Annotated in this window: 21 protein-coding genes; 12 read left to right on the top strand and 9 right to left on the bottom strand. The window is 66.2% G+C overall.

Annotated elements, in window-relative coordinates; translation table 11 throughout:
- Positions 1-56 precede the first annotated feature (56 nt).
- On the bottom strand, positions 57-902 hold the full coding sequence (locus B7R93_RS03515; RefSeq protein WP_103019462.1) for a universal stress protein: 846 nt from the start codon (positions 900-902) through the stop codon (positions 57-59).
- A gap of 235 nt (positions 903-1,137) precedes the next feature.
- On the opposite strand from B7R93_RS03515, the gene B7R93_RS03520 reads away from it, so the two are divergent.
- From B7R93_RS03520 to B7R93_RS03530, 3 genes are all read left to right on the top strand, one after another.
- On the top strand, positions 1,138-2,511 hold the full coding sequence (locus tag B7R93_RS03520) for a sensor histidine kinase (protein WP_232797971.1): 1,374 nt from the start codon (positions 1,138-1,140) through the stop codon (positions 2,509-2,511).
- 210 nt (positions 2,512-2,721) lie between these two features.
- Positions 2,722-3,375 (top strand): response regulator, encoded by a 654-nt coding sequence (locus B7R93_RS03525; RefSeq protein WP_103019463.1) that lies wholly within the window; start codon positions 2,722-2,724, stop codon positions 3,373-3,375.
- Between the two features lie 44 nt (positions 3,376-3,419).
- On the top strand, positions 3,420-4,361 hold the full coding sequence (locus tag B7R93_RS03530; RefSeq protein ID WP_103019464.1) for a universal stress protein: 942 nt from the start codon (positions 3,420-3,422) through the stop codon (positions 4,359-4,361).
- A 91-nt stretch (positions 4,362-4,452) separates the two neighbouring features.
- Here B7R93_RS03530 and B7R93_RS03535 read toward each other — a convergent pair whose 3' ends face one another.
- A complete protein-coding gene (locus B7R93_RS03535; RefSeq protein ID WP_157942183.1) occupies positions 4,453-4,746 on the bottom strand; it encodes a hypothetical protein in 294 nt (97 codons plus the stop codon).
- Between the two features lie 224 nt (positions 4,747-4,970).
- Between B7R93_RS03535 and B7R93_RS03540 the strand changes: the two genes are divergently transcribed.
- Complete coding sequence (locus B7R93_RS03540) at positions 4,971-5,270, top strand: putative quinol monooxygenase (RefSeq protein ID WP_103019466.1); 300 nt, start codon at positions 4,971-4,973, stop codon at positions 5,268-5,270.
- Between the two features lie 148 nt (positions 5,271-5,418).
- Here B7R93_RS03540 and aroA read toward each other — a convergent pair whose 3' ends face one another.
- Both aroA and add read right to left on the bottom strand, forming a co-directional pair.
- Positions 5,419-6,711, bottom strand: coding sequence for a 3-phosphoshikimate 1-carboxyvinyltransferase (gene aroA / locus B7R93_RS03545; protein WP_103019467.1), 1,293 nt, complete (start codon positions 6,709-6,711; stop codon positions 5,419-5,421).
- A gap of 174 nt (positions 6,712-6,885) precedes the next feature.
- Positions 6,886-7,971: an adenosine deaminase gene (gene add, locus B7R93_RS03550; RefSeq protein ID WP_103019468.1), complete on the bottom strand. Its 1,086-nt coding sequence runs from the start codon at positions 7,969-7,971 to the stop codon at positions 6,886-6,888.
- A gap of 303 nt (positions 7,972-8,274) precedes the next feature.
- Between add and B7R93_RS03555 the strand changes: the two genes are divergently transcribed.
- The 4 genes from B7R93_RS03555 to B7R93_RS03570 all read left to right on the top strand — a co-directional run bounded on the left by B7R93_RS03555 (position 8,275) and on the right by B7R93_RS03570 (position 12,891).
- Positions 8,275-8,631 (top strand): Sec-independent protein translocase subunit TatA/TatB, encoded by a 357-nt coding sequence (locus B7R93_RS03555; protein WP_103019469.1) that lies wholly within the window; start codon positions 8,275-8,277, stop codon positions 8,629-8,631.
- Between the two features lie 88 nt (positions 8,632-8,719).
- Positions 8,720-10,264, top strand: a complete 1,545-nt coding sequence (locus B7R93_RS03560; protein WP_103019470.1) for an amidase family protein — start codon at positions 8,720-8,722, stop codon at positions 10,262-10,264.
- Between the two features lie 209 nt (positions 10,265-10,473).
- Positions 10,474-11,340, top strand: a complete 867-nt coding sequence (sucD, locus tag B7R93_RS03565) for a succinate--CoA ligase subunit alpha (protein WP_103019471.1) — start codon at positions 10,474-10,476, stop codon at positions 11,338-11,340.
- Positions 11,341-11,550: 210 nt separating this feature from the next.
- A complete protein-coding gene (locus B7R93_RS03570) occupies positions 11,551-12,891 on the top strand; it encodes an NAD(P)-dependent oxidoreductase (RefSeq protein ID WP_103019472.1) in 1,341 nt (446 codons plus the stop codon).
- 140 nt (positions 12,892-13,031) lie between these two features.
- On the opposite strand, the gene B7R93_RS03575 is transcribed toward B7R93_RS03570, so the two are convergent.
- From B7R93_RS03575 to truA, 5 genes are all read right to left on the bottom strand, one after another.
- Positions 13,032-14,015, bottom strand: coding sequence for a YpdA family putative bacillithiol disulfide reductase (locus tag B7R93_RS03575; protein ID WP_103019473.1), 984 nt, complete (start codon positions 14,013-14,015; stop codon positions 13,032-13,034).
- 150 nt (positions 14,016-14,165) lie between these two features.
- Complete coding sequence (locus B7R93_RS03580) at positions 14,166-15,473, bottom strand: arginine deiminase family protein (RefSeq protein ID WP_103019474.1); 1,308 nt, start codon at positions 15,471-15,473, stop codon at positions 14,166-14,168.
- 69 nt (positions 15,474-15,542) lie between these two features.
- Complete coding sequence (locus B7R93_RS03585) at positions 15,543-15,731, bottom strand: hypothetical protein (RefSeq protein WP_103019475.1); 189 nt, start codon at positions 15,729-15,731, stop codon at positions 15,543-15,545.
- A 180-nt stretch (positions 15,732-15,911) separates the two neighbouring features.
- Positions 15,912-19,619: a PAS domain S-box protein gene (locus tag B7R93_RS15665; protein WP_232797972.1), complete on the bottom strand. Its 3,708-nt coding sequence runs from the start codon at positions 19,617-19,619 to the stop codon at positions 15,912-15,914.
- Positions 19,620-20,191: 572 nt separating this feature from the next.
- Positions 20,192-20,995 carry a tRNA pseudouridine(38-40) synthase TruA gene (gene truA / locus B7R93_RS03605; protein WP_103019476.1) on the bottom strand — a complete coding sequence of 268 codons (804 nt, stop codon included), beginning with the start codon at positions 20,993-20,995 and terminating at the stop codon, positions 20,192-20,194.
- Positions 20,996-21,126: 131 nt separating this feature from the next.
- On the opposite strand from truA, the gene B7R93_RS03610 reads away from it, so the two are divergent.
- The 4 genes from B7R93_RS03610 to B7R93_RS15670 all read left to right on the top strand — a co-directional run.
- On the top strand, positions 21,127-21,660 hold the full coding sequence (locus tag B7R93_RS03610; RefSeq protein WP_232797973.1) for a shikimate kinase: 534 nt from the start codon (positions 21,127-21,129) through the stop codon (positions 21,658-21,660).
- 306 nt (positions 21,661-21,966) lie between these two features.
- Entirely contained in the window at positions 21,967-22,500 is a 534-nt protein-coding gene (locus B7R93_RS03615; protein ID WP_103019477.1) for a PH domain-containing protein, read from the top strand.
- A complete protein-coding gene (locus tag B7R93_RS03620; RefSeq protein ID WP_103019478.1) occupies positions 22,500-24,200 on the top strand; it encodes a PH domain-containing protein in 1,701 nt (566 codons plus the stop codon). The genes B7R93_RS03615 and B7R93_RS03620 overlap by 1 nt, the downstream gene beginning before the upstream one ends.
- 117 nt (positions 24,201-24,317) lie before the next feature.
- Positions 24,318-24,813 (top strand): 4-alpha-glucanotransferase (locus B7R93_RS15670; RefSeq protein ID WP_232797974.1); only part of this gene is annotated, 496 nt, incomplete at its 3' end.

The raw sequence follows: 24,813 nt of genomic DNA on the forward strand, positions 1-24,813 counted from the left end.
CGACGTCCATTTCCGAGATAGGCGGCGACCGTTTGGCCCCGCCCCGCCGGGCGCGGTTACGCCCCCTCGTCGGACGGGAGGAGGAGTGACGGCCCGGCCCCCCGAAGCAGGAACAGAGAACAGGCCGTGCGTCTCAGCACACGCGCCCCGACCCTCCCAATCGGGTCCTCTCTTGCGTTCCTGCCGTGGGCCGAAAGCACCGTCAGGTCCATGTCGGCCCGATCGACAAAGCGGATGATCTGATCCGCAGCGTCGCCGTGCATGATGTGGGACCGCACCTGAACGTTGGGCGCCTCCCCGTCCGCGAGGAAGGCACGGAGCCGACGGCGCCCGCGGCGCTCCGACAGCGGTTGGGTCCCGAGTGAGAGCCGGTCCGTGGGGGTGAGGGCCACGTACGGCAGGGACTCCATCACGTGTAGGACGTCGATGGTGGCGTCGTACAGGCGCGCAAGCGCCACGGCGTGTCGAAAGGCCCAGAGGGCGCGGTCGGAGAGGTCAGTGGGTACGAAGAGGTGCTGCACTGCGTCCGGGCTGTCCTGGTGCTCCACCCCGAAGAGGGGACGGGCCAGGCGCCGGGCAAGGGCCTGCAATCGGTCGGTCGTGAGTGGGGCAACCGGCCCGCGGTCGGGGGAGGCGTCGGCCACCACCAGGTCAATGTCTGCATCAGACACGTATCGGAGGACCGCCGGCACAGAGTCAGTCCGCGCCCTGACAAGGCGTGTCGGCACCGTCGCCGCCTCCACGGAGATCGGGGCTCCCTTCGTCGGGGTGGAGGCCGGCCGTTCGGACGGTAGAGCGGGCACTACGTGGAGCGTCGCCTCCAGGCACCGGGCGAGGTGCACAGCCTGCGTCCACGTTGCCGTGGAGGTCCCCAGACACAGAATGTGGGCGGCATGCAGCATGACAGGCCGGGACGGATGAGAGAAGCATCCCTCAACGGAGACAAACGAGACGAACTCTGCTTCGCAAAGACCATTGACAACAAAAGGCCAAAAAATTTCTCCGTCGGTCCGGTGGTCATCCCACCTTGCTGTAGGAGCTTCCGGAGGGGGACTGTGGGGACTTTCCCCATACGCACCTCCTCCCCCGTTGTCGCCGTCTCTTCGGTGCCTTCATTTCCATCTCGCACTCGCTCTCATGTCCCTTCCCGTGCGGCGTATTTTCCTGTGCGTCGGCCTCGGTCTTTTGTCCGGGGCGCTCTTTCTCCTGGACTGGATGCTGCCGATCGGGGCAACCGTGGAGATGCTTCAGGTCGCGGTCATCCTGCTGACCCTCTTCCTGCCGGGACAGGGGGCCACACTGGGGCTCGGCCTCCTGACGACCGTGTTCGTCGGGCTCGGGTGTGTCCTCAAGTTTGAGGCGTTCGTTCCGCCCGAGGCCCTGATGGAACGTGGCCTGGTGCTGGCCGGCCTCTGGACGGCGGTGGCGGTGGTTCTCCGCTACAAGCGCGTGCGCCAGGCCCAGCGCGAGAGCGAGGCCAAGGCCCAGGCCATCCTCGAGACGACGGTCGACGGCATCATCACGATCGACGCGGGGGGCATCATCGAGTCGTTCAATGAGGCCGCCGAGAACATCTTCGGGTACGACGCCGAGGAGGTGATCGGGCAAAACGTGAAGGTTCTCATGCCCCCTCCGTACCGCGACGAGCACGACGAGTACCTTCGCAGTTACCACGAGACCGGGCGCAAGCGCATCATCGGCGTCGGGCGAGAGGTGTGGGGCCGCCGCAAGGACGGATCCACCTTCCCGATGGACCTGGCCGTGAGCGAGGTGGAGCTGGGCGATCGGACCCTCTTCACCGGCATCGTGCGTGACATCAGCGAGCGGCGCCGGCTCGAGAAGGAGATCCTGGAGATCAGCGAAGAGGAACGGCGCCGCATCGGGCAAGACCTGCACGACGGCCTCGGACAGATGCTGACGGGCATCGGCCTGTTGAGCCAAGACCTGGCTCGGCACCTGGATGACGAGGGCCACGAGCGCGCCGAGGACATGGCCGAGATCACCGACCACGTCAAAGAGGCCGACCAGTACGCCCGCGACCTGTCGCACGGCCTAATCCCGGTGGACGTGGAGGCCAACGGCCTGACCGAGGCCCTGCGCCGCTTGTCTCAGAATGCGGTGCGGATGTTCGGCGTGGAATGCTCGTTTCGGGAGGTCGACACCGTTCTCGTGCACAACAGCACGGTCGCAACCCACCTCTACCGAATCGCTCAGGAGGCGGTGAGCAACGCCGTGCGCCACGGCGACGCCAACGACATCAAGGTCATTTTGGCCTCCGGCGACGAACAGATCCGGCTTCAGGTTCGGGACAACGGCACCGGCTTCGCCCCCGACGTATCGGATGAGTCCGGAATGGGGATCCACATCATGCAGTATCGTGCTCGCATCATTGGGGGCGCCCTCGAGATCACAAGCGAACTCGGAGACGGAACGGTGGTAACGTCTACAATCCCTCGATCGGCCGATGTGGCGGTGGAGGACTCCCCGGCCCCCATGCCGGCCAAATCGTGATGCATGCCGGGGCACGCCCGCCGTCGGGATATTCCCCACGGGGGGAGGCAAAAGGACCCGGTACGGATCGCAGACCCGGCTCGGTACTTTCCGTTCCCCGCGATACTCGTTATTCTATCCCTCCGGCCGCACGAGGAAGCGGAGAACAGAAGGACCACCTCCTCCTCGTTCGCCGCCCGTCCGTGCCCTTTACGCCAACCGTGTCCTCCCATGAAAGACATCGTGCTGGTTGACGACCACCCGCTCCTGCGAAAAGGGCTGGCCCGCACCATCGAGGCGGAGGCCGACCTCAACGTGACCGGCCAGATGGACACCGCCGAGGAGGCCCTTGGCGAGATTGAAAACCTCGCCCCTGCCCTGGTCGTCGTGGACATCTCCCTGCCCGGCATGAGCGGCATGGAGCTCATCAAGCACCTCGAGTCGCGGGTGCCCGACGTGCAGATTCTGGTCGTCTCGCGGCACGACGAGACCCTCTACGCCGAACGCTGCATTCGGGCCGGCGCGCGCGGCTACGTAATGAAGCAGGAGGCCGGCGACGACATCGTACAGGCAATCCGCACGGTGCTCAATGGCCGCGTCTTCGTGAGCGAAGAGATCAACGATCGGCTGCTTCAAAGCATGGCAGAGGGCGGGCGGGAGCGCATCATGCAGTCTCCGCTCGAGGTGCTGAGCGACCGCGAGCTGGAGGTCTTCGAATTGACGGGCCAGGGCCTCCCGACCCGCGAAATCGCCGAGCGGCTCCACCTGTCCGTCAAGACCATCGAGTCGTACCGGGCCCGCATCAAAAACAAGCTCAACCTCGACTCCGCCAACGAGCTCATGAAGCACGCCGTGCAGTGGGTGGAGAGCGAAGAGGGCACGTAATCTTGCTCCCTCACCGTTTCGTCCCTGATTCTGTGACTCCTCCGATGCTCAACATCAACACCATTCTGTTTCCGACCGACTTTTCCTCTGTGGCCGAGGACGCATTCGCCCACGCCGCGCATCTGGCCCTGCAATCCGGCGCCACGATTTGCGTGTTCAACGTGGTCACCCCGGACGAAGGGGGCACGTCGAATCCCATGGACTTCTTGCCGGTGACCCCCGTGGAGGGCGGTTCGGTCGACGAGGCAGCCCCACAGCGCGTGGAGGTGCAGACCGTGACGCAGGAGCGCGGCACGGTACCGGTCGTGTACGCCCAAACGGACAGCACCTCCCCGGAGACGGCGATCGTGGAGCAGGCCACCGATCAGGACACGGACCTCGTGGTGATGGGGACCCACGGCCGGAAGGGCATGGATCGGCTGCTGAGCGGGAGCGTGGCCGAAGAGGTGGTGCGCCAGGCGCCCTGCCCGGTGTTCACAGTGCTGGCAAGCGACGAAGAGGCCCCTGTAAGGACCCCAATCGACCGCGTGCTCGTCCCCGTCGACCTGTCGGAGCAGTCGCCCCTCGTGGTGGACCACGCCACGGCCCTGGCGGATGCCTACGGCGCGTCGATCGACCTGTTGCACGTGGTCGAGGAAGCAACCTTTCCCACCGCGTACGGCATCGACCCGCTCGCTCCCTCCCAGCCCGACGTCCAGGAGCGGGCCGGCGAAGCCCTCGAAGCACTGGTGGCGGACCTCGACGACGTTGAGGCGCCGATCGACACGCACGTGTTGGCCGGCTACGCCGCCCGCGACATCGTCGACTTCGCCGAGGAGCAGGCCGCCGACCTCGTGGTGATGGCCACCCACGGCCGCACGGGCCTGCAGCGCTTCCTCATCGGAAGCGTGGCGGAGAAGGTGACGCGAAGCGCCTCCTGCCCCGTCTTCACCGTCAAGAGCTTCGGCAAATCGCTCGTCCCCTCTCGGAACAGCGGGAACGCGTAGGGGAATCGCGCACGGGGGGCCAGAACGCCTGCCTCCTTCCCTTCGTCCCGGCCTCCCAGTTTGGGGACACGCTGGCGGCGGGCATCCTTCTCTACGTCCAGATCCGGTTCCAGAGCCCTTCCGCACGGCGGCGGAACGGCCGCACATGGCCACGCAGCCGAGATGCGAGCGGCCCAAAGGCATCGGCGAGCCGCCCACGCAGCTCCTCGCCCGCCAGGGACAGCCGCGCGCGTCGCCAGGCCACGCTGCCTCGAAACTGCTGCGCCACCTCCTGCTCCGACATGGAGGCCTGGAGGTGAAGGGACCGCCGCACACGACGGGCCACCTTCGCCTCTCGGTCAGTAAGAGAGCGGCGGCCATTCGGATCAGAAGGACGGGGCCTCATAGCAAGGGAGCCACTGGGGACGGGGACCACACGGACACGCGGCGGGCACGTACACGGTCGCCTCAAAAGCGTTCGTCGGGGGTCATCAGACGTGCCGAGATGTTGGGGAATGGTAACGCTTGTGAGGGGACACTGTCACGACCCGGAGGTTGCAAGGATCGGGTGTGGCAGTGCCGCCTCTCCCATCGACTCGCGATCCTCCTCCAACCAGTTCTGCACCTCCCGTGGCCCCCGAACGAACGTCTCTCCTCGCCCGTCTTCACGCCAAGCCCGACAAGGTGGACGAGGTCCGCACATTTCTTGAGGACGCCCTCCCGCTCGCGGAGGACGAGGAGAAAACCCTCTCCTGGTACGCCCTCCAGATCAACGATACGACCTTCGGCATTTTTGACACCTTCGCGGGGGAAGAGGGCCGACAGGCCCACCTCGACGGCGACATTGCCGCTGCCCTGATGGAGCACGCCGACGACCTCCTCGAAGAGCCCCCCGAGATCGAGCACGTGGACGTTCTGGCGGCCAAGTAGCATGGGGGGCAGGCTGGGTCGGCGGTAGGCCTCCACAGATCACGGCGAGCCGTCGGCGCTCGGTGTCCCTCCCTGTCTGGACCGACGGTGTCCCATGCTCTGTTCTCCCTCCGGCACGTACGGCCCGGCGTCTCCGCTGCGGAATCTCTCAGGACCCCGACACACGCGAGAGCTCGTCCCAGAAGCCCGGGTAGGAGACGCGGGCGCACTCGGCGTCAGCGATGGTGGTCGTGCCGTGTGCCACGAGGCCGGCCACCCCCATCGCCATCGCAATGCGATGATCGTCGTGGCTCTGCACCGCAGCCCCCAGCAGATTGGGGCCGTTGCCGTCGATGATGAGGCCGTCTTCTCGCTCCTGCACATCGGCCCCTAGGGCCTTCAGGTTTTGCGCCATGGCGTGAAGGCGATCGGTCTCTTTCACCCGTAGCTCTTCGGCGTCCCGGATCTCGGTGCGCCCCGCCGCACAGGCCGCGGCCACGGCGATGACTGGAATTTCGTCGATGAGATTGGGGATGAGCGGGCCTCCGATGTCAATGCCGGAGAGCGACGCGGAGCGGACGGTAATGTCGCCGACCGGTTCACTTCCCTGTACCCGCTCGTTCTCGACTGTGATGTTGGCCCCCATCCCGTCCAGCACGTCGAGCAGGGCCGTGCGCGAGGGATTGAGCCCCACATCGTCGAGGTGCAGTTCGCTGTCGGGCACCAGCGTGCCGGCCACGAGGAAAAAGGCCGCCCCCGAAAAGTCCCCGGGCACCGACCAGTCGACCGCCGGCACGGTGTGATCTTCCTCCACAATGATGTGCCGCTCACCGCCCACCTCTTGCACTTCCAGGCCCAGCATGCGCTCGGTGTGATCGCGCGAGGGAGTCGTCTCGATCACAACAGTGCGCCCCGACGCGTACAGGCCGGCGAGCAGCACGCACGACTTGACCTGGGCCGAGGCCACCGGCAGCCGGTACTCAAGGGGCTGCAGCCCATCCCGACGCTGCGGGCGGATGCGGATGGGCGCGTGCCCGCTCCGCAGGTCGATGCGGGCCCCCATCGCCTGCAGGGGGTCGGCAATGCGCTCCATCGGCCGCTGCTGCAGGGACTCGTCCCCAGTGAGCACACTGCCAAACTCCTGCCCGGCCATCACGCCCGAGAGCAGGCGCATGGTGGTGCCCGAGTTGCCACAGTCGAGCGGCTCGCTCGGCGGGTGCAGCCCGCCCAGCCCGCGACCGTGGATCGCAAGCACCCCCTCGTCGGTCCGGCCGGCCTCGACCCCAAGGGTGCGTACGCAGTCGAGCGTCGACTGCGGATCGGCTGAATTGGGAAAATTGTACACCCGCGAGCGCCCGTCCCCAAGGGCCGACAGGATTGCGGAGCGGTGCGAAATCGACTTGTCGGCGGGCAGGGACACGGTGCCGCGCAGGGAGGCGGCCTGAGCGATCGTCTGAACCATGTGGTGGTGTTTCGGTCGAAACGAGGAGCGGATAGACTACATGGTAGCCAACAAGATGCTCCTCGACAATCCGGCACCGGAGACGTTGGACGCCCTAAACACTTGGCGCCCTCGGAGCAGACGGGACGCATTTGACCTCGTCCTCACGCGCATGCGGCACTCGGGCCACTACGACTACCACAGGGGCGTTTCCGAGGTCTTCTCCAGTGGAAAGTCTTCCGTGACGGACCGGAGAAGGTCTTGCTTCTGCTGGTATGGCAGAAACGCATATCGAAATCCATTGAGGGCAATCTCACGGAGGTGGTGGGCCTCCAGGTTGCAGTGCTGATACACGCGCCAGAGCTCCTTCGTCACCGTGGTGCGGCTAAAGAGGCGATTGTCGGTATTTACGGTGACCGGGATGTTGGACCGAACATACGTCTCGATCGGGTGGGCCTCCAGGCTCGGCACTGCCTGCGTGTCGACGTTGCTCGTGGGGCATATTTCGAGCGGAATGCGGTGATCCGCAAAGTACTGCATGAGCTCCGGGTCCTTCCGCAGCGAGATGCCGTGTCCGATGCGGTGCGCCCCACAGTAAAAGAGCGCCTGCCGAATGGAGTCCGGGCCCCAGTCTTCGCCGGCGTGGATTGTGAGGTTAAGAAGGTTGTTGCGGGCCCGGTAGAACGCGTGCAGGTGTCCCTTCGGCGGATTCCCGGCCTCGCCCCCCGCGAGGTCAAACGCCACCACGCCCTCGTGCTGGTACTCGATGGCCAGCTCCGCCAGCCGCATCGACGCACTCTCGAACCGATCCCGGAGGCCACAGATGATAAGAGAGGTCGTGAGGTCGAAGTCCGCCTCCGCGCGCCGGAGTCCCTCGATCACCGCGTCGTTCACGGCCTCCAGGGACAGATCCGACTCGACGTGAAGGATGGGCGAGTACCGCACCTCCAGGTACCGCACATTCTCCGCCGCGTTGTCGGCCGCCAGCTCGTAGGCCGTCCGACGGAGCGCCTCCCGGGTTTGGAGCAGCGGAATCGTGTAGTCGAACCACGCGAGGTACGCCTCCAGGGTCCCGGATTCCTCTACTCCCCGAAGTTCGTCTCGGAGCCCGTCGACGCTGTCGGCGGGAAGCACGTCCAGCTTGCCCTGGTGCTTTGCCAGGTCGAGCATTGTCTCCAGCCGCATCGAGCCATCGAGGTGACAGTGCAGTTCGGCCTTCGGCCAGCCCTGGATGTCGTCGTGGGTGAGCGTCGTAGCGTCGGGGGCGGTCGTCGAGGACATTGGCACGCAGGGGCAGGTGGGAAAGAGCCAGCGGGCAGCGCCGACGCCGAAGCACGAAGATCGGGCGCGCGGCGAAAAAAGTTTTTCTCCGATACACAACCGCTTGGTGAGCTGTTTCAGGGGGAAGTCTCGTCTTTGCCGAGGACACACAGGCGGGAACCCCCATTCCCCCGTCTCGTTTGCGTCGCGTCCAGCCGAAAGTAACTCTCCCGGTGTCCTCAGATGCATTGACTCGCCTGGGCGTGACCGGCAGGCAAGACGCGGACGCTGATTTTTTCTTCCCTCAAGCTCCCCATCCCCCCCATGGGCGGCATTGGCTTTCCCGAACTGATTATTATTTTCTTGGTCCTCTTGCTCGTGTTTGGGGCGAAGCGGATCCCCGAGATCGCACGCGGCATCGGCAAGGGCATTCGAGAGTTTAAGAGCGCGACGAACGAGATCTCGCGCGAGATTGAGAACGAGAGCCAGGGCCCCCAGATCAACGAGCCACAGGCCCCACGGCAGGGCACGCCCCAGCCCCGTGAAGGCCAGCAGCGCCCGCAGAAACAGCGCCAGGAGCGTTCGTCGGAGTCGACCGCTGACCCATCCTCCAGCACCAGCGCCTCGTCGCCGGACGCCGCCGAATCGGGCTCGCCAGAACAGGAGACGGAGCCCTCCTAGGCCCCCGTCCGGGCTCGTCTGAGCCAGTCCCCCACGTCGTTTCCCCCTTCGCTGTGCTCCCCTCTCCGCCGAACCCTCTCGTCTACGCATGGAGTACCCGACATTCGCCGACGCCCGTCGCGCCCTCGACGCCGGAGAGACCAGCTGCGAAGCCCTGGTCTCTTCTTTTTTGAAGCGAATCGACGCGCGCAATGACGAAATCAACGCGTTCACGAGCGTCGATCAGGATGGGGCCCTCAATCACGCCCGCTACCTCGACAGCCAGCGCGAGCGGGGCAACCCGCGGCCCCTCGCGGGTCTCGTTCTCGCCGTAAAGGACAACATTTGCATCCGGGGCTATCCGGTCAGTTGCGGGTCAAAGATGCTGGCGGACTTCTCGTCCCTCTACGACGCCACGGTGATCGACCGCCTGCGCGACGCGGGGGCCATCTTCATCGGCAAGACGAACTGCGACGAGTTCGCAATGGGCTCGTCGAACGAGACCTCTCACTTTGGCCCCGTGCACAATCCCCACGCCCCCGAGTACGTGCCGGGCGGGTCCTCGGGCGGATCGGCGGCGGCGGTGGCGGCCGGCATGTGCCACGCCGCCCTCGGAAGCGACACCGGCGGCTCGGTGCGCCAGCCGGCCGCCTTTTGCGGCACGGTGGGCCTCAAGCCGACCTATGGCCGCGTCAGCCGCTCCGGCCTCGTGGCGTTTGCCTCGTCGCTCGACGCAATTGGGCCGCTAACGCGCAGCCCCGAGGACGCGGCCATCATCCTGAACATCATCGCGGGCGAGGACGAGCGCGACTCGACCAGTGCGCCGGTCAACGTGCCCGACTACCCGACTGCACTGGGCGACGGCGTGGAGGGCCTCCGCCTCGGCCTTCCCACGGAGTACTTCGCCGAGGGCCTCGACGACGACATCCGGCGCATGGTGACCGAGCAGGTCGACCGGCTCGAAGACGCCGGCGCGACCGTCAAGGAGGTGTCCCTCCCCCACACCGAGTACGGCGTGGCCACCTACTACCTCATTGCCACGGCCGAGGCCTCCAGCAACCTCGCCCGCTACGATGGCATCCGCTACGGCTACCGGGCCGATCTGCAGGAAACGAAGCAGGCCCTCCAAGAACGCCGCGAGGAGCTGAAGGCGGAGCTCGCCACCGCCCGCACCCAGGGCGAGGAGGCCCGTGTGGACACCCTCGAAGCGCAGCTCGACGACGAGCAAAGCACCCTCGACGCCCTCTACACCCGCACCCGCACGGAAGGCTTCGGCGACGAGGTGAAGCGCCGCATCATGCTCGGGACCTACGCCCTCTCCGCCGGCTACCACGACAAGTACTACGAGAAGGCCCAGCGCGTACGTACCCTCATCCGCCACGACTTCGAACAGACCTTCGAGGAGGTCGACGCCCTCGTGACCCCCACTACGCCGACCCCACCGTTTCAGATTGGCGAAAAGGCCGACGACCCACTTGAGATGTACCTGAACGACATCTACACCGTCACGGCCAACCTGGCGGGCCTGCCGGGCCTCACGGTGCCCATCGGCACCCACCCCGACCCGCCGAACCTGCCCGTGGGCCTCCAGCTTCTCGGCTCCCACTTCGACGAGGCACTGCTCCTGCGCGTCGGCGAGACGATCATGGAGTAGGGCGGGAAACATGAGGCGGGAAACGGAGGGCGCACGTCTCCTTCTGCCCTCGCGCATCCTGCCTCGCCCATCACGCTCTGGTTTTGGATTGTTTTTCGTTCGTGCCCCTGGCAGTTTGTGGGGATGCTCGTTAGCCTACACCTCCAACCTACCGGCCGGCCGTAGGCCCTCTTCCACACTCGGACCTTCCATTTCAAACTTCTAGACGCATGAGTATTCTCGTCGACGACGACACGCGCGTAGTGGTGCAGGGCTTTACGGGCTCGGAGGGCACCTTCCACGCCAAACAGATGATCGACTACGGCACCAACGTGGTGGCCGGCGTCACCCCCGGCAAGGGCGGCCAGACGCACCTGGACCGGCCCGTATACAACACCGTCGCCGAGGCGGTGGAGCAGGAGAACGCCAACACGTCCATCATCTTCGTCCCCCCGCCGTTCGCGGCCGACGCCATCCAGGAGTCCGCCGACGCAGGGGCCGAGGTAATCATCTGCATCACGGAGGGCATCCCGGTGGCGGACATGAAGCCCACCTACCACTACGTCCGGAAGAAGGGCGCCCACCTCATCGGCCCGAACTGTCCGGGGGTAATCACGCCCGGCGCGGCCAAGGTGGGCATCATGCCGGCCATGATTTTTGAGCCCGGGTCCGTTGGCATCATCTCCCGCTCGGGCACCCTCACCTACGAGGCCGTCGACCAGATCACGCGGGCCGGCTTTGGGCAGAGCACGGCGGTGGGCATTGGGGGCGACCCGGTCATCGGCACGCGCTTCATCGACGCCCTTGAGCTGTTCGAGGACGATCCCGACACGGACGGCGTCGTCCTGATCGGCGAGATTGGTGGGGCCGACGAACAGGAGGCCGCCCGCTACATCCAGGACCACATGGACACGCCCGTCTTCGGCTTCATCGCGGGCCGCACGGCCCCTCCGGGCCGCCGCATGGGCCACGCCGGCGCAATCGTGTCCGGCGGCTCCGGCACGGCCGAGGCCAAGTTCGAGGCGCTCGACGAGGCCGGCGCGACGGTGGTCAAAAACCCGGCCCTCATCGGCGAGACGGTCAAAGAGACCCTGTAGCGCGGTCCACGCCCTTCCATTCTACCGACGGTGACGCCCCACGGGGCCATTCTGTGGAGACGACAGCCCACCGCGCCCTTGCGCCCTCTCCGCCGAAGACGTGGCTCGGTTTTCACGGATGCGCCCTAGACGGGGCCGGCCCTCTTGTCGTATTTAATGAGCCCACCCCCACCCGGCCTCTGTTATTCCAGCGTCCCCACAGCGTGCACCATGGACTCCCCCGAGACACGCTTCCTAAACGATCACTTCGACAAGGCCCTGATCCTGGAGGAGCCCGATCCGAGCCTTGATGCGCTCCTGCGCGAGCAGGGCATCGAGCCGGATCGGGTGCCCAAGCCGGAGTGCTACGACCAGGCTGCAATGGCCGACCGGCTCCGCACGGGGCAGCACGACCTCATTTACAAGCGGAGCACGTTTGTCGTCGACGAGCAGGTGGTACAGGCCTCCGACAACCTGGCGGCCGTTATGCTATGCTGCATCGGCGACGATACGGTCGACAAGCAGGCCTGCGCCGAGGAGGGCGTGCTCGTGCTCAACGACCCGGTGAGCAATGGCCGATCGGTCGTGGAAATGGTGATCGGCGAAATGGTCGTGCTGGCCCGCCGGCTCTACACCGCAAACGAGACGGGACGCCGCCACCAGTGGACGAAGGACAGCACCCGTCGCTACGAGCTGATGGACAAGACCCTCTCCATCATCGGGCTCGGCAACATCGGCAAGCAGCTGGCCCGCCTGGCCGACGCCTTCGGGATGAACATTTGCTTTTACGACGAGGCAGACGTGGCCCGTGAGGTGGGCACCACGCTGGGCTGGACCTCCTGCTCCAACCTCTCGGAGGCATTTCGGAAGGGGGACTTCGTAACCGTCCACGTCTCGGCGGAAGACCCGCAGGGGCAGCCCAACAGCGGCCTGCTCGACTACAGTCACTTCCGCCAGCTCGGGGCGGACCGGCCGGACAACAGCCCGCGTGCCTTCATCAACGCGGCCCGTGGCTTTCTGTACGACCCGGCTGACCTGAAACGGGCCATCGACGAGGAGCACGTGCGCGCCGCGGCGGTCGACGTCTTCCCCGAGGAGCCGGGCAGTGCGGGCGCGAACTGGACCAATCCGTACGCCGAGATGGACAACGTCTTTACCACGCCCCACATCGGTGCCGCCACGCAGGAGGCCCAGCCCCGCATCGCCTCCCGAATGAGCACCTCCACCCGGCTTCTGAATGAGCAGGGCACCGTCCGGGACACCGTCTTCGGGCAGGGGCATACAATCGGTGTGAACGCCGAGCTGCCCCACTGGGTGTTGGCCGTGGTACACAGCGACGTGCGCGGGACGAAGAAAGCCATCGACGATGGCATTTACGAGGCCGGGGCGAGCAACCTCCAGTCGAGCCACCGCGACTTTCCCGACCTTGGCATCGCCTACGACGTAAATGCAGTTGATCGCCCCCTGAGCGACGGTCAGCTCCGTCAGATCATCGACGCGTCCACGTCCCTCTCCGAAGACCCCCACGCCATCCGGGCCCTCCGCCAGTTCAAGGTAAACGACACGGCGTGATGATGCCGCGCCTCCGGCGCAGGGGGCTGTTGAAACAAGGTCTCTCCCCTGGAGCCGTGCCGGACGGGGCATGAGCTGTGCGAGCATCCCGCCCCCGATCCCCAGACATCACGATCGCTGCCCCGTGCCTGCCCGCCGCATCATGCCACGGCGGGCTCGGCATCGATCGTCGTGGCAATGTGATCCGTAATCTTCTCAGCGTGGGCGCGGCCGTTCTCAATGAACCATCGGCTCGTGTCGCAGCCGCCACAGATGGTGCCGGCGAGGTACAGGCCGTCCCGGTTCGTTTCGAAGGTGCCCCCCTCGTCGTGCACTGGCGTGCGGGCCTCGTCGTTGCGGATGGCGATGCCGAGCCGCTCCAAAAAGTCGTAGTTGGGCCGGTACCCCGTCATGGCGAGGACAAAGTCGTTGTCGATCGTCTCCGGGCCCTCGGGCGTGTCGAGGTGGAGGGTGTCCGGCTCGATGGCCGAGACGGTCGTATTGAAGTAGGCATCGATGGCCCCGTCTTCGATTCGGTTTTCCACGTCGGGCCGGAGCCAGTACTTGACCCCGTCGTCGAGCTCTGGCTCACGCACCAGCATTGTCACGTTCGCCTCGTGGCGGTAGCAGTTCAGGGCCGCCTTCACCGCCGAGTTGGCCCCGCCCACGATGGCCACGTCCGTCAGGGCGTACGGGAAGGGCTCCTTGAAGTAGTGCCGCACTTTGTCCTGGTCTTCCCCCGGCACGCCCATCTGGTTGGGCACGTCGTAGAAGCCGGTGGCCACCACCACCTTTCGGGTCTCGTACGTGGCGTCTTCCGTCACGACCGTGAAGTGGCCGTCTCGCCCTTGGAGGTCCGTCATCGGCTCGTAGAGGCGCAGAGCCAGCTCCTCCGTCGTGGCGACGCGGCGGTAGTAGTCGAGTGCTTCTTCGCGGCGCGGCTTGTAGTCGCGGGTCGGGAACGGGTGCCCCCCAATCTCCAACGGGCCCGGAGTGGAGAAAAACTCCATCCGGGTGGGATACCCGATGAATGAGTTGCAGAGCGCGCCCTTTTCGATAAGGAGCGCGTCAAGGTCACGGCGCTTCGCCTGAACCCCACAGGCGAGCCCAACGGGCCCGGCCCCAATGATGATCACATCACGCATAAACACCGAAAGGTGGATTCAAAGACGCATGCGACGTTTGAACCTGCGGGCGCGGGGGGCAGTTTCGGGGACCGTGTTGGAGAATGGAAGAATGGGGGAACGAGCGCAGGGGCCTCAACGGCACGCAGGCAGGGCCACTGGGACCCGTACTCACGCTTCTTCGGAGGCATCGCCCGAGGGCGCGGTGTGACGAAGGATCGGGAGCGTCATGCAGCGCGGCCCTCCCCGTCCCCGTGATAGTTCAGTGCCCCCCAGCTGGATGGCGACCTTCTCTCGACCGGGGTGAAACTCGCCCGACTCGAAGTAGGACAGGAAGCTCTCGGCGGACACAATCCGGTATCCGTGCTCTCGCAAGCGCTCAAAGGTGCGGCTGTTGCGCTCGTAGCCCAGGATGGCCCCCGGCGCGGCGGCAAACACATTGGCCCCGTCGGTCCACTGCTCGCGCTCTTGGTGGAGGCGCTCCGTCCCACCGCAGGGGATGAACGTAAGGTCGCGATCGAGCAGCTCACCGAGCACGTCCCGCAGGTTGCGGCGCATGTCCGTCACAAAGCGCCCCGTCTCGTCCGCGGCCGTGAAGTGCATCGCGTAGCCGAAGCCGTGGGTTTCGAGGAGCGGGGGAAAGGCGATGATCTCCTCCGGGGACGCGAAGGTAAACACCGTGTCGAGGTGCATGGTGGCCCGCCGCTTGGGCAGGTCCACGGCGAGCACGTGCTCGACCGCCGTGCGCTCAAACAGCTCGTGCGCAATGGCCATGATGGCCCCCAGCGAGGTGCGTTCCGAATGGCCGATCAGCACCGTATCCGGGCTCGCCACGAGCAGGTCGCCCCCCTCGAACGTGACGCCCGGGGGCAGCTCGATCACCTTGTCGCTGTGCGGGGCGAACCGGGGGTGGTGGTGGAGAATGACGTTGATGATGATGCTCTCTCGCGTCCGCGCCACCGTCGCCGCGTGACTCAGGATGATGTGATCGTGCACCACCGCCGCGAGGTCCCGTGTGAACATCAGGTTGGGCACCGGCTGGGCCCGAATGGCGAGGTCCGACTGGCCGGTGAGAGCAAACTGCCGGAGCTCCTCGGGCGAAAATCGCTTCAGCTCGTCCTTCACCGCCCCCAGGTTTTGCTCCGGCAGGCTCCGGCACAGCTTCTCCACGAAGGCATGGCGCGCCGCCTCCTCCGCCTCAAACGCCTCCAGCAGGAGGTCCTTGATTTGGAGCACCGCGTCGGGACGGCCCACGATTTTCTCAAAGACCGAGCACATGAGCAGGTGCTCCTGCCGTGCGTGGCCCACGAACAGAATGTCGTCGAAGAGCAGGTCCTCCCGGTTTCCCGGCGACACGAGCTCCATCTCCGCCCCGGGGGTATGCACGATTACCTGTTCGAGCAGATGCGCCTCGGCGGGAATGTTGTACGCCGAAGACTGCTCAACAGAAGGGGTAGCGGGCGCCTGGAGGGTGTCCACGAGAAACAGGGTTAAGTGGGGAAGACTGGAATACTGACAAGGTGGAAATCAATCTGGAGAAAAGCCACCCTATCCCGACCGCACACCCTCCAACACGCGAATCACGAGGAGCACCACGAGCACGACGGCCCCGGCCTTGAGGATAAGTTGAAGCAGCGCTCCCGCGACGTCCACCAGCACGCCCACGAGACTGAGCCCGATGAGCGCAATCACGCCAATGATAAGCCAGCGAAGAACGGTGCGGATGTCGAGATCCATGGGGAGACGCTGTGTTTTGTGATGGATGCGGGGCGTAAAACGCACTTTGCCCCCGTGATTGTTACGGTCCGGTGGGAACCCGACCGGTCCCGAAATGGGCCTTCGTCCAGTCCCCCGCACACAGAAGCAAGCGAGGAGATCCACCCTCCCCCGCCGGGCGAGGGTGCGTTCGGTCTTCACCTAGGAGTCACGGTCCACGGTCGCGTCGGCGTCCGGCAGGCGTACGACAAAGCAGCTGCCCTCTCCCTTTCGAGTATGAACCTTGATGGCTCCCCCCATTTCCTCCACTGCTTTTTTCGTCACCGCCAGCCCCACCCCTGTGCCCTCGTACTCTCGACTCATCCCCTCGGAGGCCTGCCGGAACGGCTCAAATAGCTCCTTCGCCGTCTCCGGCTCCATCCCGATCCCGGTGTCCTCGACGTCCAGAACCGCCGCGTCGTCCTCCCGGTAGACCCGGACCCTGACGAACCCGGTTGAGGTGTACTTGATCGCGTTGGAGAGAAGATTGCGGAGCACGATCTGTACCCCACCCTCATCGGCCAGGGCCCAGACGGGGCGCTCGTCCGTGTCTACCTGCAGATCGAGCCCCTTCTCCGCGGCCTTCGAACGAAGTTCGTCGGCGGTGCGGCGGGCCTGGTCGGCCAGGTTCACGGGCTGCGTCTCCAGCTCCATCTGCCCGGCCTCCAGTTTCGAGAGGTTCAGCACTCCCTCCAGGGTCTCGAGCAGGCGCTTCCCGCCCTGTTCGATAAGGGGGGCAAAGCGGGGCGCAGCGGCCGTGTCCGTCCCAATCGCCTCGGCGAAGCCGATAATTGACGTCAGAGGGGTCCGAATCTCATGGCTCATGTTGGCAAGGAACGACGACTTCATGCGACTGGCCTCTTCGGCCTTCCGCTTCGTCTCGCGGAGGGTTGTCTCCCGATCGAGCCGCTCGAGCACCAGCGCCGCGTAGGCGGCGAGCACCTCCAGGAGCCGACAGTCGAAGGCATCGATGCCGCCCACCTCGGGGCTGCCCACCGAGATGAGGCCGTATGCCCCAACCGGGACGTATGCGGTTGCCCGGATGTCCCCGCGATCCATCCCGTCAACGACGGCCGAGAGGTCATCGTAGACCTGCGTTTCTCCGGTGCGGTAGGCCTGGGCGGCCGGCGTGTCCCCGTCGAGGTCGTACGCCGGTCGTTCCGGCATGCGGTCATGAACAACCGGAGGAACCCGACTCGGCGCGAGCTGACCATCCTGGACCCACCGGATGGTCGTCGCCGGGTGGCCGAGCGTATCGCTGACGAGGGCGATCAGACGGTCCGCCACCTCGGCTCGACGTTCCGCTCGCAGAAGCTCCCCCGTCGCCTCGTACAGCGCCTCAATCTTTCGTTCTCGCTCCCGCAAAGCCCACTCTCGTTCCCGCTGGTTCGTGATGTCGTGGAGGTGAAACACGACTTCCACGACGTCCCCCGCGTCGCTGCACAGCGGTGCCCCGCTCACCGACAGAATCCGCTGACGTCCGTCGGGCCGCCGGATGGTATGCTCAACGTCTTGCACCGGCTCTCCGGTGGAGATGACCTGGACGAACGGCAACTCATCCTCCGGCACACGGCTTCCATCAAGGGCCGTAATCCCCCACTCCGCGTCGTTGTACGTGCGGCCGACGATTTCCTCCCGGCCGGCCCCCAGCACCTCTTCGACCTGCCCGTTCGCCTCGCTGAAAGTCCCGTCGCGATCCACCCGCACGATGGCGTTGGGACTGGTCTCAAGAACACGCCCCAGCAGGTCCCGCTCGTCCTGCAGGGCCTGCGTCTGGTCCAGGCGGTCGAGGATCACCGTGGCGTAGGTGCCAAGAACCTCAATCAGGTGCGTATCGAACGTGCCGATGGCGCGAGGCTCCGGGGAGGCAACCGCAAAGGTGCCGTGCTCCCCCATCGGCGCAACAACCACCGACCGCAGGTCGCCGTAGTCGTGACGCGGCTCCACCTCTGCCGTGTCCAGGTCTTCCACCGCGAGCGGCTGACCGCTGCGGTACACCTCGGCCACGGCACTGTCTCCGTCGACGGGGACATTGGGGCGCGGCGGCATGAACGTCCGGGTGCGGTCCGCAACGTGACTTGCCTCCAGCACTCCGCCCCGCGCAAAGCGGACCGACACGCCCGGGTAGCCGAGCGTCTGGCGCACCAACCGGACGAGCGCGTGTCCCACCTCGTCCGGGCTGGAGGCCCGGAGCAGCCGATCGGCCGCTGAGTAGAGGGCTTTGATCTTCGCCTGGCGCTCCTCCAAAGTCTCCCGCTGACGCTTCCGTTCGGTCATGTCTTGCGAAACGGCCATCCCGCCGACCACTTCCCCCTCATTCCAGATTGGAAGGACCTGGACGCGATAATGGCGTCCCTGGTAGCTCTCTTCCAGCGTGCTCTCCTCACCCTCAAGGGCCCGGCGGTAGTGTTCGGCCTGCCGGTCGGCGATCTCGTCCGGAAAGAGGTCGTGGGGCGTGCATCCGATCAGGTCCTCCCCCGACATCCCTGCCGTCGAGAGCCCTCGCCCCCCCGCAAGCTGGTAGGTGAGGGTTTCGTCAAATAGAAAAACGCCCCCGTCCGGGAAGTTGTCGATGAGGGTCTGGTACCGGCGCTTTGATCGACGCAGCGCCTTCTGCCGGCGCCTCCGCTCGGTGATGTCGGTCACGGCACCATCGAAGTACGTCTCGTGCCCATCGTCCGGCTTCGTCTGGCGCGTGCTGAGCAGCCCGATAAACGTCGATCCGTCCCTACGCCGGTACCGAACTTCTTCGCCGTCGAGCCGGCCCTCTCGGGCTTCCTTCTCGATAAGCTCCTCTCGTCGGTCCGGATCGGCATAGAACGTTCGAGGATCGGCCTCTTGGAACGCCTTCAGGTCCTCGTAGCCGAACATCTCGATGAGGGCCTGATTGGCGTACACGAGTCCGTCTTCTGTCGACCGGTAGATGCCGTCCGAGACATTCTCGGTGATCGATCGGAGCCGGCTTTCCCTCTCCCGCAGTGCCTCCTGGCTTTCTCGCAGCTCTCGGGTCCGGCGCCGCACGGCGGTCCGCAGGACCAACACCACCGCTCCCGCCCCCAGAACGAGCGCCGCAGCGCCTGCCAGGGCCCAGTGCAAGTACGCCCACGGGGTTGGGACCGGAGACAGGTCTCTTCTCTCGCGGACATGGATCTGGTAGGACAAGTCGTACTGGCCAACGACTCCGACCGTCGTCGCCTCATCCCCGGCCTCAAAGCGGCCCGGCTGAATGCGCTCGACATGCTGATTGGCCACGTAAATGGTGAGTTGCGCGTCGGTCTCCTGTGTTTCTTCCAGGACGAAGTACTCCCCCCCGCGGTTTGTGCTGCGGGCGGTGACAGTCCCCCGGACGCGCACGAGGCGCCCCTCGTAGTCCTCAGTGGCCGCGGAGGGAACAGTAAGCGGAATCGGCTTCGGAACCTTTGACGGGGTGTCTACAACGTTCTGGCGAAACACCTCAATCCGCGCGAGGCCGTTGACGTGCCGGAGAATCCCCCAGACGCGAAGACTGTCGCCGCGCTCAACATTCGTCTCTTCCGTCGCAACGAAATGGAGCCCCCCCGTTGAGTCTTGCAGGGCCCCCATGCCTGCTTCTGGAAGCGGCAGGCGTCCAGGTGCAGCGGTGACCCGCCCCGCAACACTGACCGTATCGCCTGTCCGGTCGGGCACCGCATCCCCATCTGCGTCGACCCGCACCGCAGCGATGGGCGCGGGCGGCGCCTCCTGCACCCCTCGCTGCCGCTCCGGATCGGAAGACGGTCCTGAAGGGGCACTCTGCGAGAAGGACTCGTCCGGAACGACGCGCTCTCCCCCAAGGACCGGGAGGCCGACCAGTGCGCCTCCGAGGAGCAAAAGGGAGGACCAACGCAACATCCAGGCGGGGGGACTTAGGAGCGGGCTCTGTCGCGTACAGAAGGTGTCACGAATCACCGCAAAATGCACACCGATTTCTTTTATCCCCCAGGCCTCCGTCCTACAGGCCGTCGCTTTTGACCAACGCCGTGTTCGAGGCCCACGTCCATCTCAACGCAGCCCCACGACGCCTCAGACCGGTCACAGGGCGCCTTCCCGAACGTCTTCTCCGGGGGTACCAGAAAGCCTGTCGCGTTTTCTTGACCAATAATTTTCTTGTCATTCGCTTCCCGGGCACTGCGGTTTTGCGGCGCCTGCACAAACGTTCTTTTGTCCGCCCTGCCGTACCCCCCTTCTCGCCCGGGCCAACCTGTTCCCGTGGGCCGGCTCCGCCGTGGAACAAACCTCGGTGTCCCTTTGGATTTGGGGCGTCTCTCGGCCACAGAGCGGCGCAGCTGTCCGACAGTCCCTCTGGAAGACCGGGGCCGGCTTCTTCTCCTTGTTTCCCTCAGCGGGGTGCCCACCTGGACTCTCGGGTCGGCCCTCGTCGACGGAGACGTTTCGGTCGCGACGACTCCCCCGGCGCAGCTGGCCTAGGTCTTCCGGCTCGTCACCACCGCCGGCACGAGCGGATCGCCCGACTCGCCCCGGAACAACGGGTGCCCGTACCGGACCGACTTCAGCACCAGCCCCTCCGGCGGCATCGACGGGCCGGCGACCCGCCGGTCGCGGGCGGCCAGCACGGACGGAAGGCTGTCGGCGGCGCGCTTCTGATGCCCAATTTCCATCAGGGTCCCGACGAGGGCGCGCACCATGCCGTGGAGGAACCGGGTGCCGACCACCTCGAATCGCCAGTCCCCGCGCCGGTCCTCCTCGACCCACCGCAGGTGGGTAAGGGTACAGACTCGGTTTTCGGTGGCGGACTGGGTGAGGCAGAACGAGCTAAAATTGTGCCGCCCGAGCAGGTCGGGCGTGGCGGCTCGGATGCGCTCGAACTCAGGCACGGGACGCACCTGGGTCCGGGTGTGTCGCTCCAGCGCACAGGGCTGGGTGTGCAGGCGGTAGTGGTAGCGGCGCCGGCGGGCATCGTAGCGGGCATGGAAGTCGTCCGGCGCCCGCTCCACCCGACGGACAGCGACGGCGCCGGGCGTGAGGCCGTTCAGCGAGCCTCGCAGCCGATACGGATCACGGGCCTCCGGCAGATCGACATGGGCCACCTGGGCGCGAGCGTGCACTCCCGCGTCCGTGCGCCCCGAGCCGGTGACTCGGCACGACGTGCCAACCATCGTTTCGACGGCCTCTTCCAGTGCGCCCTGCACGGTCGGCACGGTCGGCTGGATCTGCCACCCGTGGAAGTCAGTTCCGTCGTACTCGATGAGCAGTCGGTAGCGGGGCATCGTGGAGCGGGAAAGCGTGGGGACGGACCTCGCGGAATGCGGTACGCCCTCGGGCGTCGCGTGGTCTCGCCGGGAAGATCGCCTCCTCGCTCCCGGCCCCTTTTTTCCTTCCGAACGTCAGATCGCCTCCCATGCGTGTCTACCTAACTGGCTTCATGGCAAGTGGCAAGTCGACCGTCGGCCCCGAGGCCGCGGCGCGGCTCGGCCAGCCGTTCCTCGACCTTGACCGCCTGATCACTGCCCATGCTGGGCGCTCCATCCCCACCCTCTTCGCGGAAGATGGGGGGGAGCGGTTCCGCGAGCTCGAAAGCAATCTGCTCCGCCGAACGGCTACGACCGACGACCTTGTCGTGGCGCTCGGGGGCGGGGCCCTCGTGGACGACGGCAACCGCGCCTTCGCCAAAGACCACGGCCTCGTGCTGTACCTGGAGGCCCCGGTCGACACGGTGCTAGACCGCGTGACGGGCGACGACACCCGACGCCCCCTACTGGAAGACGACACGGGCTCTCCTCTCTCTCGGGCCGAGCAGCGCACCCGCATCGAGGAGATGCTGGCCACCCGGCGGCCCACCTACGAGGCGGCCCATCACACCCTCGACGCCGACCGTCGGGTGGAGGGCGTGGTCGCCCGGATTGTGGAGGTCGTGTCGGGGCAAGCCGCGTGAGGGCGACTGCGAGATGGGGCTCGCCCAGGGGGGGACCAGGGCAATCGCATCGTAGCGACGGGAGCTGCTTGCACGGTCCGGTAGAGGCGGGAATTTGGTTCCCCCACGCTCCCATTCCCCCATTCTCCCGTGCATTTCTGGCTTCCCCCCTACGATCAGCGGCAGCGGAGCCTCCATCACTCGACGAAGCGTTCACCATGCAATTGCCCTGATGGGGTGCGCGTGCCCGCGGAAACTTCACGGGGGGCCCTTGTTTCAACGCCCTTGCCTGTCCGTTGCGCTTTGGTTCCCTTGTGCTCCCGTCCCATGACCGCTTCCGCCGACACCGACTTTGCGGACGTGGCGGCCGGCGACGCCGTTCGATCGCTCGACTCGTCGATCCGGACCATCTGGACGATCAAGATGGCCGCCTTCTCGCTGCTCCTCTTTCTGCCCGCCCTGTTTTACGACCTTACCCACCTGTTCTCGCCGGACTCTTGGCTTCCCGCCGGGGCACTGTCGGGGACGGTGCTCTTGGGCGGCGTGCTCTACTGCGTGGTCTGGCCGCGCCTGCGCCACCGCGCATGGGGGTTTGCACTGCGGCCCGAAGAGATTTACATGGAGCACGGGGTGTTGCAGCACGTCCGCACGATCGTGCCGCTGCGCCGCATTCAACACGTCGACGTGTCTCAGGACCTGATTGAGCGTGAGTTTGCGCTCGGGCGCCTCGTGGTGCACACCGCCGGGTCGCGCAGCAGCGATGTCGTGATTCCCGGCCTGCCCCTGTCGGAGGCCGAGGCCATTCGGGACAAGATCAAGCGCTTCATCCTCGAAGATCCGCTCACTGAAGAGCCGGTGTAATGCCGTCGCCCCCTACGGAGCCCAATTCTGATGGGCGCCCGGACACGCCCCCGGCGCCGGACCGCCCCCCCGACGACGAGGCAGAACCCGCCCCGAGTGAGACGGCCGAGGACGCGGCCGCCACGACGCTCGGGGCCATCCGTGAGCCGCAACGCCTGCACCCACTTACGCTCCTTCTGCGGGTGGGCACCAGCTTGCCGGCCCTGGTGATCATTCTGTTCCCACTTCTCCGCAACCCCGGCTCCACGGAAAACGTCACCTCCCTCGTGTTCGGCGCGCTGTACGGCGCGTTCGCCCTGCCGGCCATTTTGCTCCAGTACTGGCGGTTCAGCTACCGCATCACCCCGAAGCAGATCGTCATCCAGAGCGGTGTGTTGAACCGGAAAAACCGGAGCATCCCGATCGAGCGGGTCCAGAACATCCAGATCGAGCGCAACCTCGTCGCCCGACTGTGCGGGATCGCGAAAGTAAAGCTGGAAACGGCCGGCAGCTCGAGCACGGAGGGCAGCCTGGCGTACGTGCATCAGGGCGAGGCCCGCAAGATCCGACAGGTCGTACGGTCGTTCCAGCGGGGCGCGCAGGAGGCCGACGCGGCGACAAGCGAGGACGCCGCCGACACGGAGACGCTGCTCGACATGCCGCTCCGACGGGTACTGCTGTCGGGGGCCTTCCGGTTCTCCCTGCTCTACCTCGCCGTCATCTTTACGGTGCTCGAGCTGTTCAACCCGGAGGCGCTGGTCGAGCGGGTGCTCCGGGCTCGGGGGCGCGTGGGGTGGGTGTCGGAGATCGTTTTCAGCCACCCTGCCCTGGCCATCCTCGCGACGGTGGTGGCCGCCGTGTTTCTGGGCTGGGTCAGCGGCATCGGGGTGCACGTGGCGCGCTACTACAACTTCCGCCTGTGGCTCGACGGCGATAAGCTGCGCAAGCGCCACGGGCTCTTTACAGTGACGGAGGGCACGGTGCCCCTGGACAAGGTGCAGGCCCTCATCCTCCGCACAAACCCGTTCATGCGCGCCTTCGGGTGGTACGAGTTGAAGGTGCAGACAGTGGGGCTGGACGTGGAGGAGCAGGGCCACCGCGTCATCGCCCCCTTCGCCGGTGCGGAGCGCATCCTTGAGTTGGCCCGCCGGGTGCGCTCCGTGGAGCTGCCCGAGTCGTTTGCCCATGTCTCGCGCCTGACCATCCGCCGCCGGTTCATTCGCTACACGGCGGTGTGGTCCGCCCTCCTCCTGCCCACCGTTTACTTCTGGCCGGCCGACTGGCTCCACCTGGGCGGCGTCGCCCTCCCCTGGTGGGGCTTCGGGCTCGTGCCCTTCATCCTCGGCTGGGCCGTGCTCCAGTACCGCAACCACACGTACGCCGCCGGCGAGGACGGCTTCTACATCCGCCGGGGCGTACTGTCGCACTACCTCTGGATTCTCCCGGTCGAGAAGTTTCACGTCTTCCACGCCACCGCGTCCATTTTTCAGCGCCGCCTCGGCCTCAAGACGCTCTTCGTGGACACCGCCGGGGCCGCCACGTTTGCGTACCCGGAGGTCATCGACGCGCCCGCCGGGGAGGCCGACGCCCAGTTCAGCGCGCTCTACCGCCGCTTTCGGCAACTGTACCGGGGCCGCATGGAAGCCGAAGCCGGCGTGCCCGGCACGCGGCTTGCCCCCAGCGAACGCCCTCGCTTGCCGGTGGATGAGCCTCCTGAATAAGGGACGGTCCGGGCTTCCTGACACGCCGACACACGCGGAGATCCTCACCCCCGTTTCGGGGACCGTTGATGGCGCCCAAGCCGACACTGCCGATCCCCTCACCAACCGTTCTCTTCCGTGGATTCTCGACGCACGAGCGGCCTTCTCCTTCCAGTCAGCGCCCTCCCCAGCCGGTACGGCATCGGCGACCTCGGGCCGGCCGCGTTCCAGTTTGCCGACCTTCTTACCCGCACCAACCAGCGGCTGTGGCAGGTGCTGCCGGTGGGGCCCATCGGGCCCGGCGCCTCGCCCTACTCCAGCCCGTCCACGTTCGCCGGCAACCCGCTTCTGATTAGCCCCGAGCCCCTCGTGGAAGACGGGCTGCTGACGGAGGACGACCTGGCCCCCCTCACAAAGCTGCCCAACGACCACGTCGACTACGCGCGCCTGGTCCCTCGCAAACGGGAGGTGCTCCGCACCGCCTTCCGCCGATTTCGGGACGATGTGTCGCCCCCCGACGCGACGCGCGTTCAGCAGTTTCGGAAGTCTCAGTCCGCCTGGCTCGACGACTACGCGCTCTACGCCGCCCTGAAGGACGCCCACGGCGGGTCCGCCTGGACCGAGTGGGCCCCGC

The sequence above is a fragment of the Salinibacter altiplanensis genome, from assembly GCF_002894645.1.
Classification (GTDB): Bacteria; Bacteroidota; Rhodothermia; order Rhodothermales; family Salinibacteraceae; genus Salinibacter; species Salinibacter altiplanensis.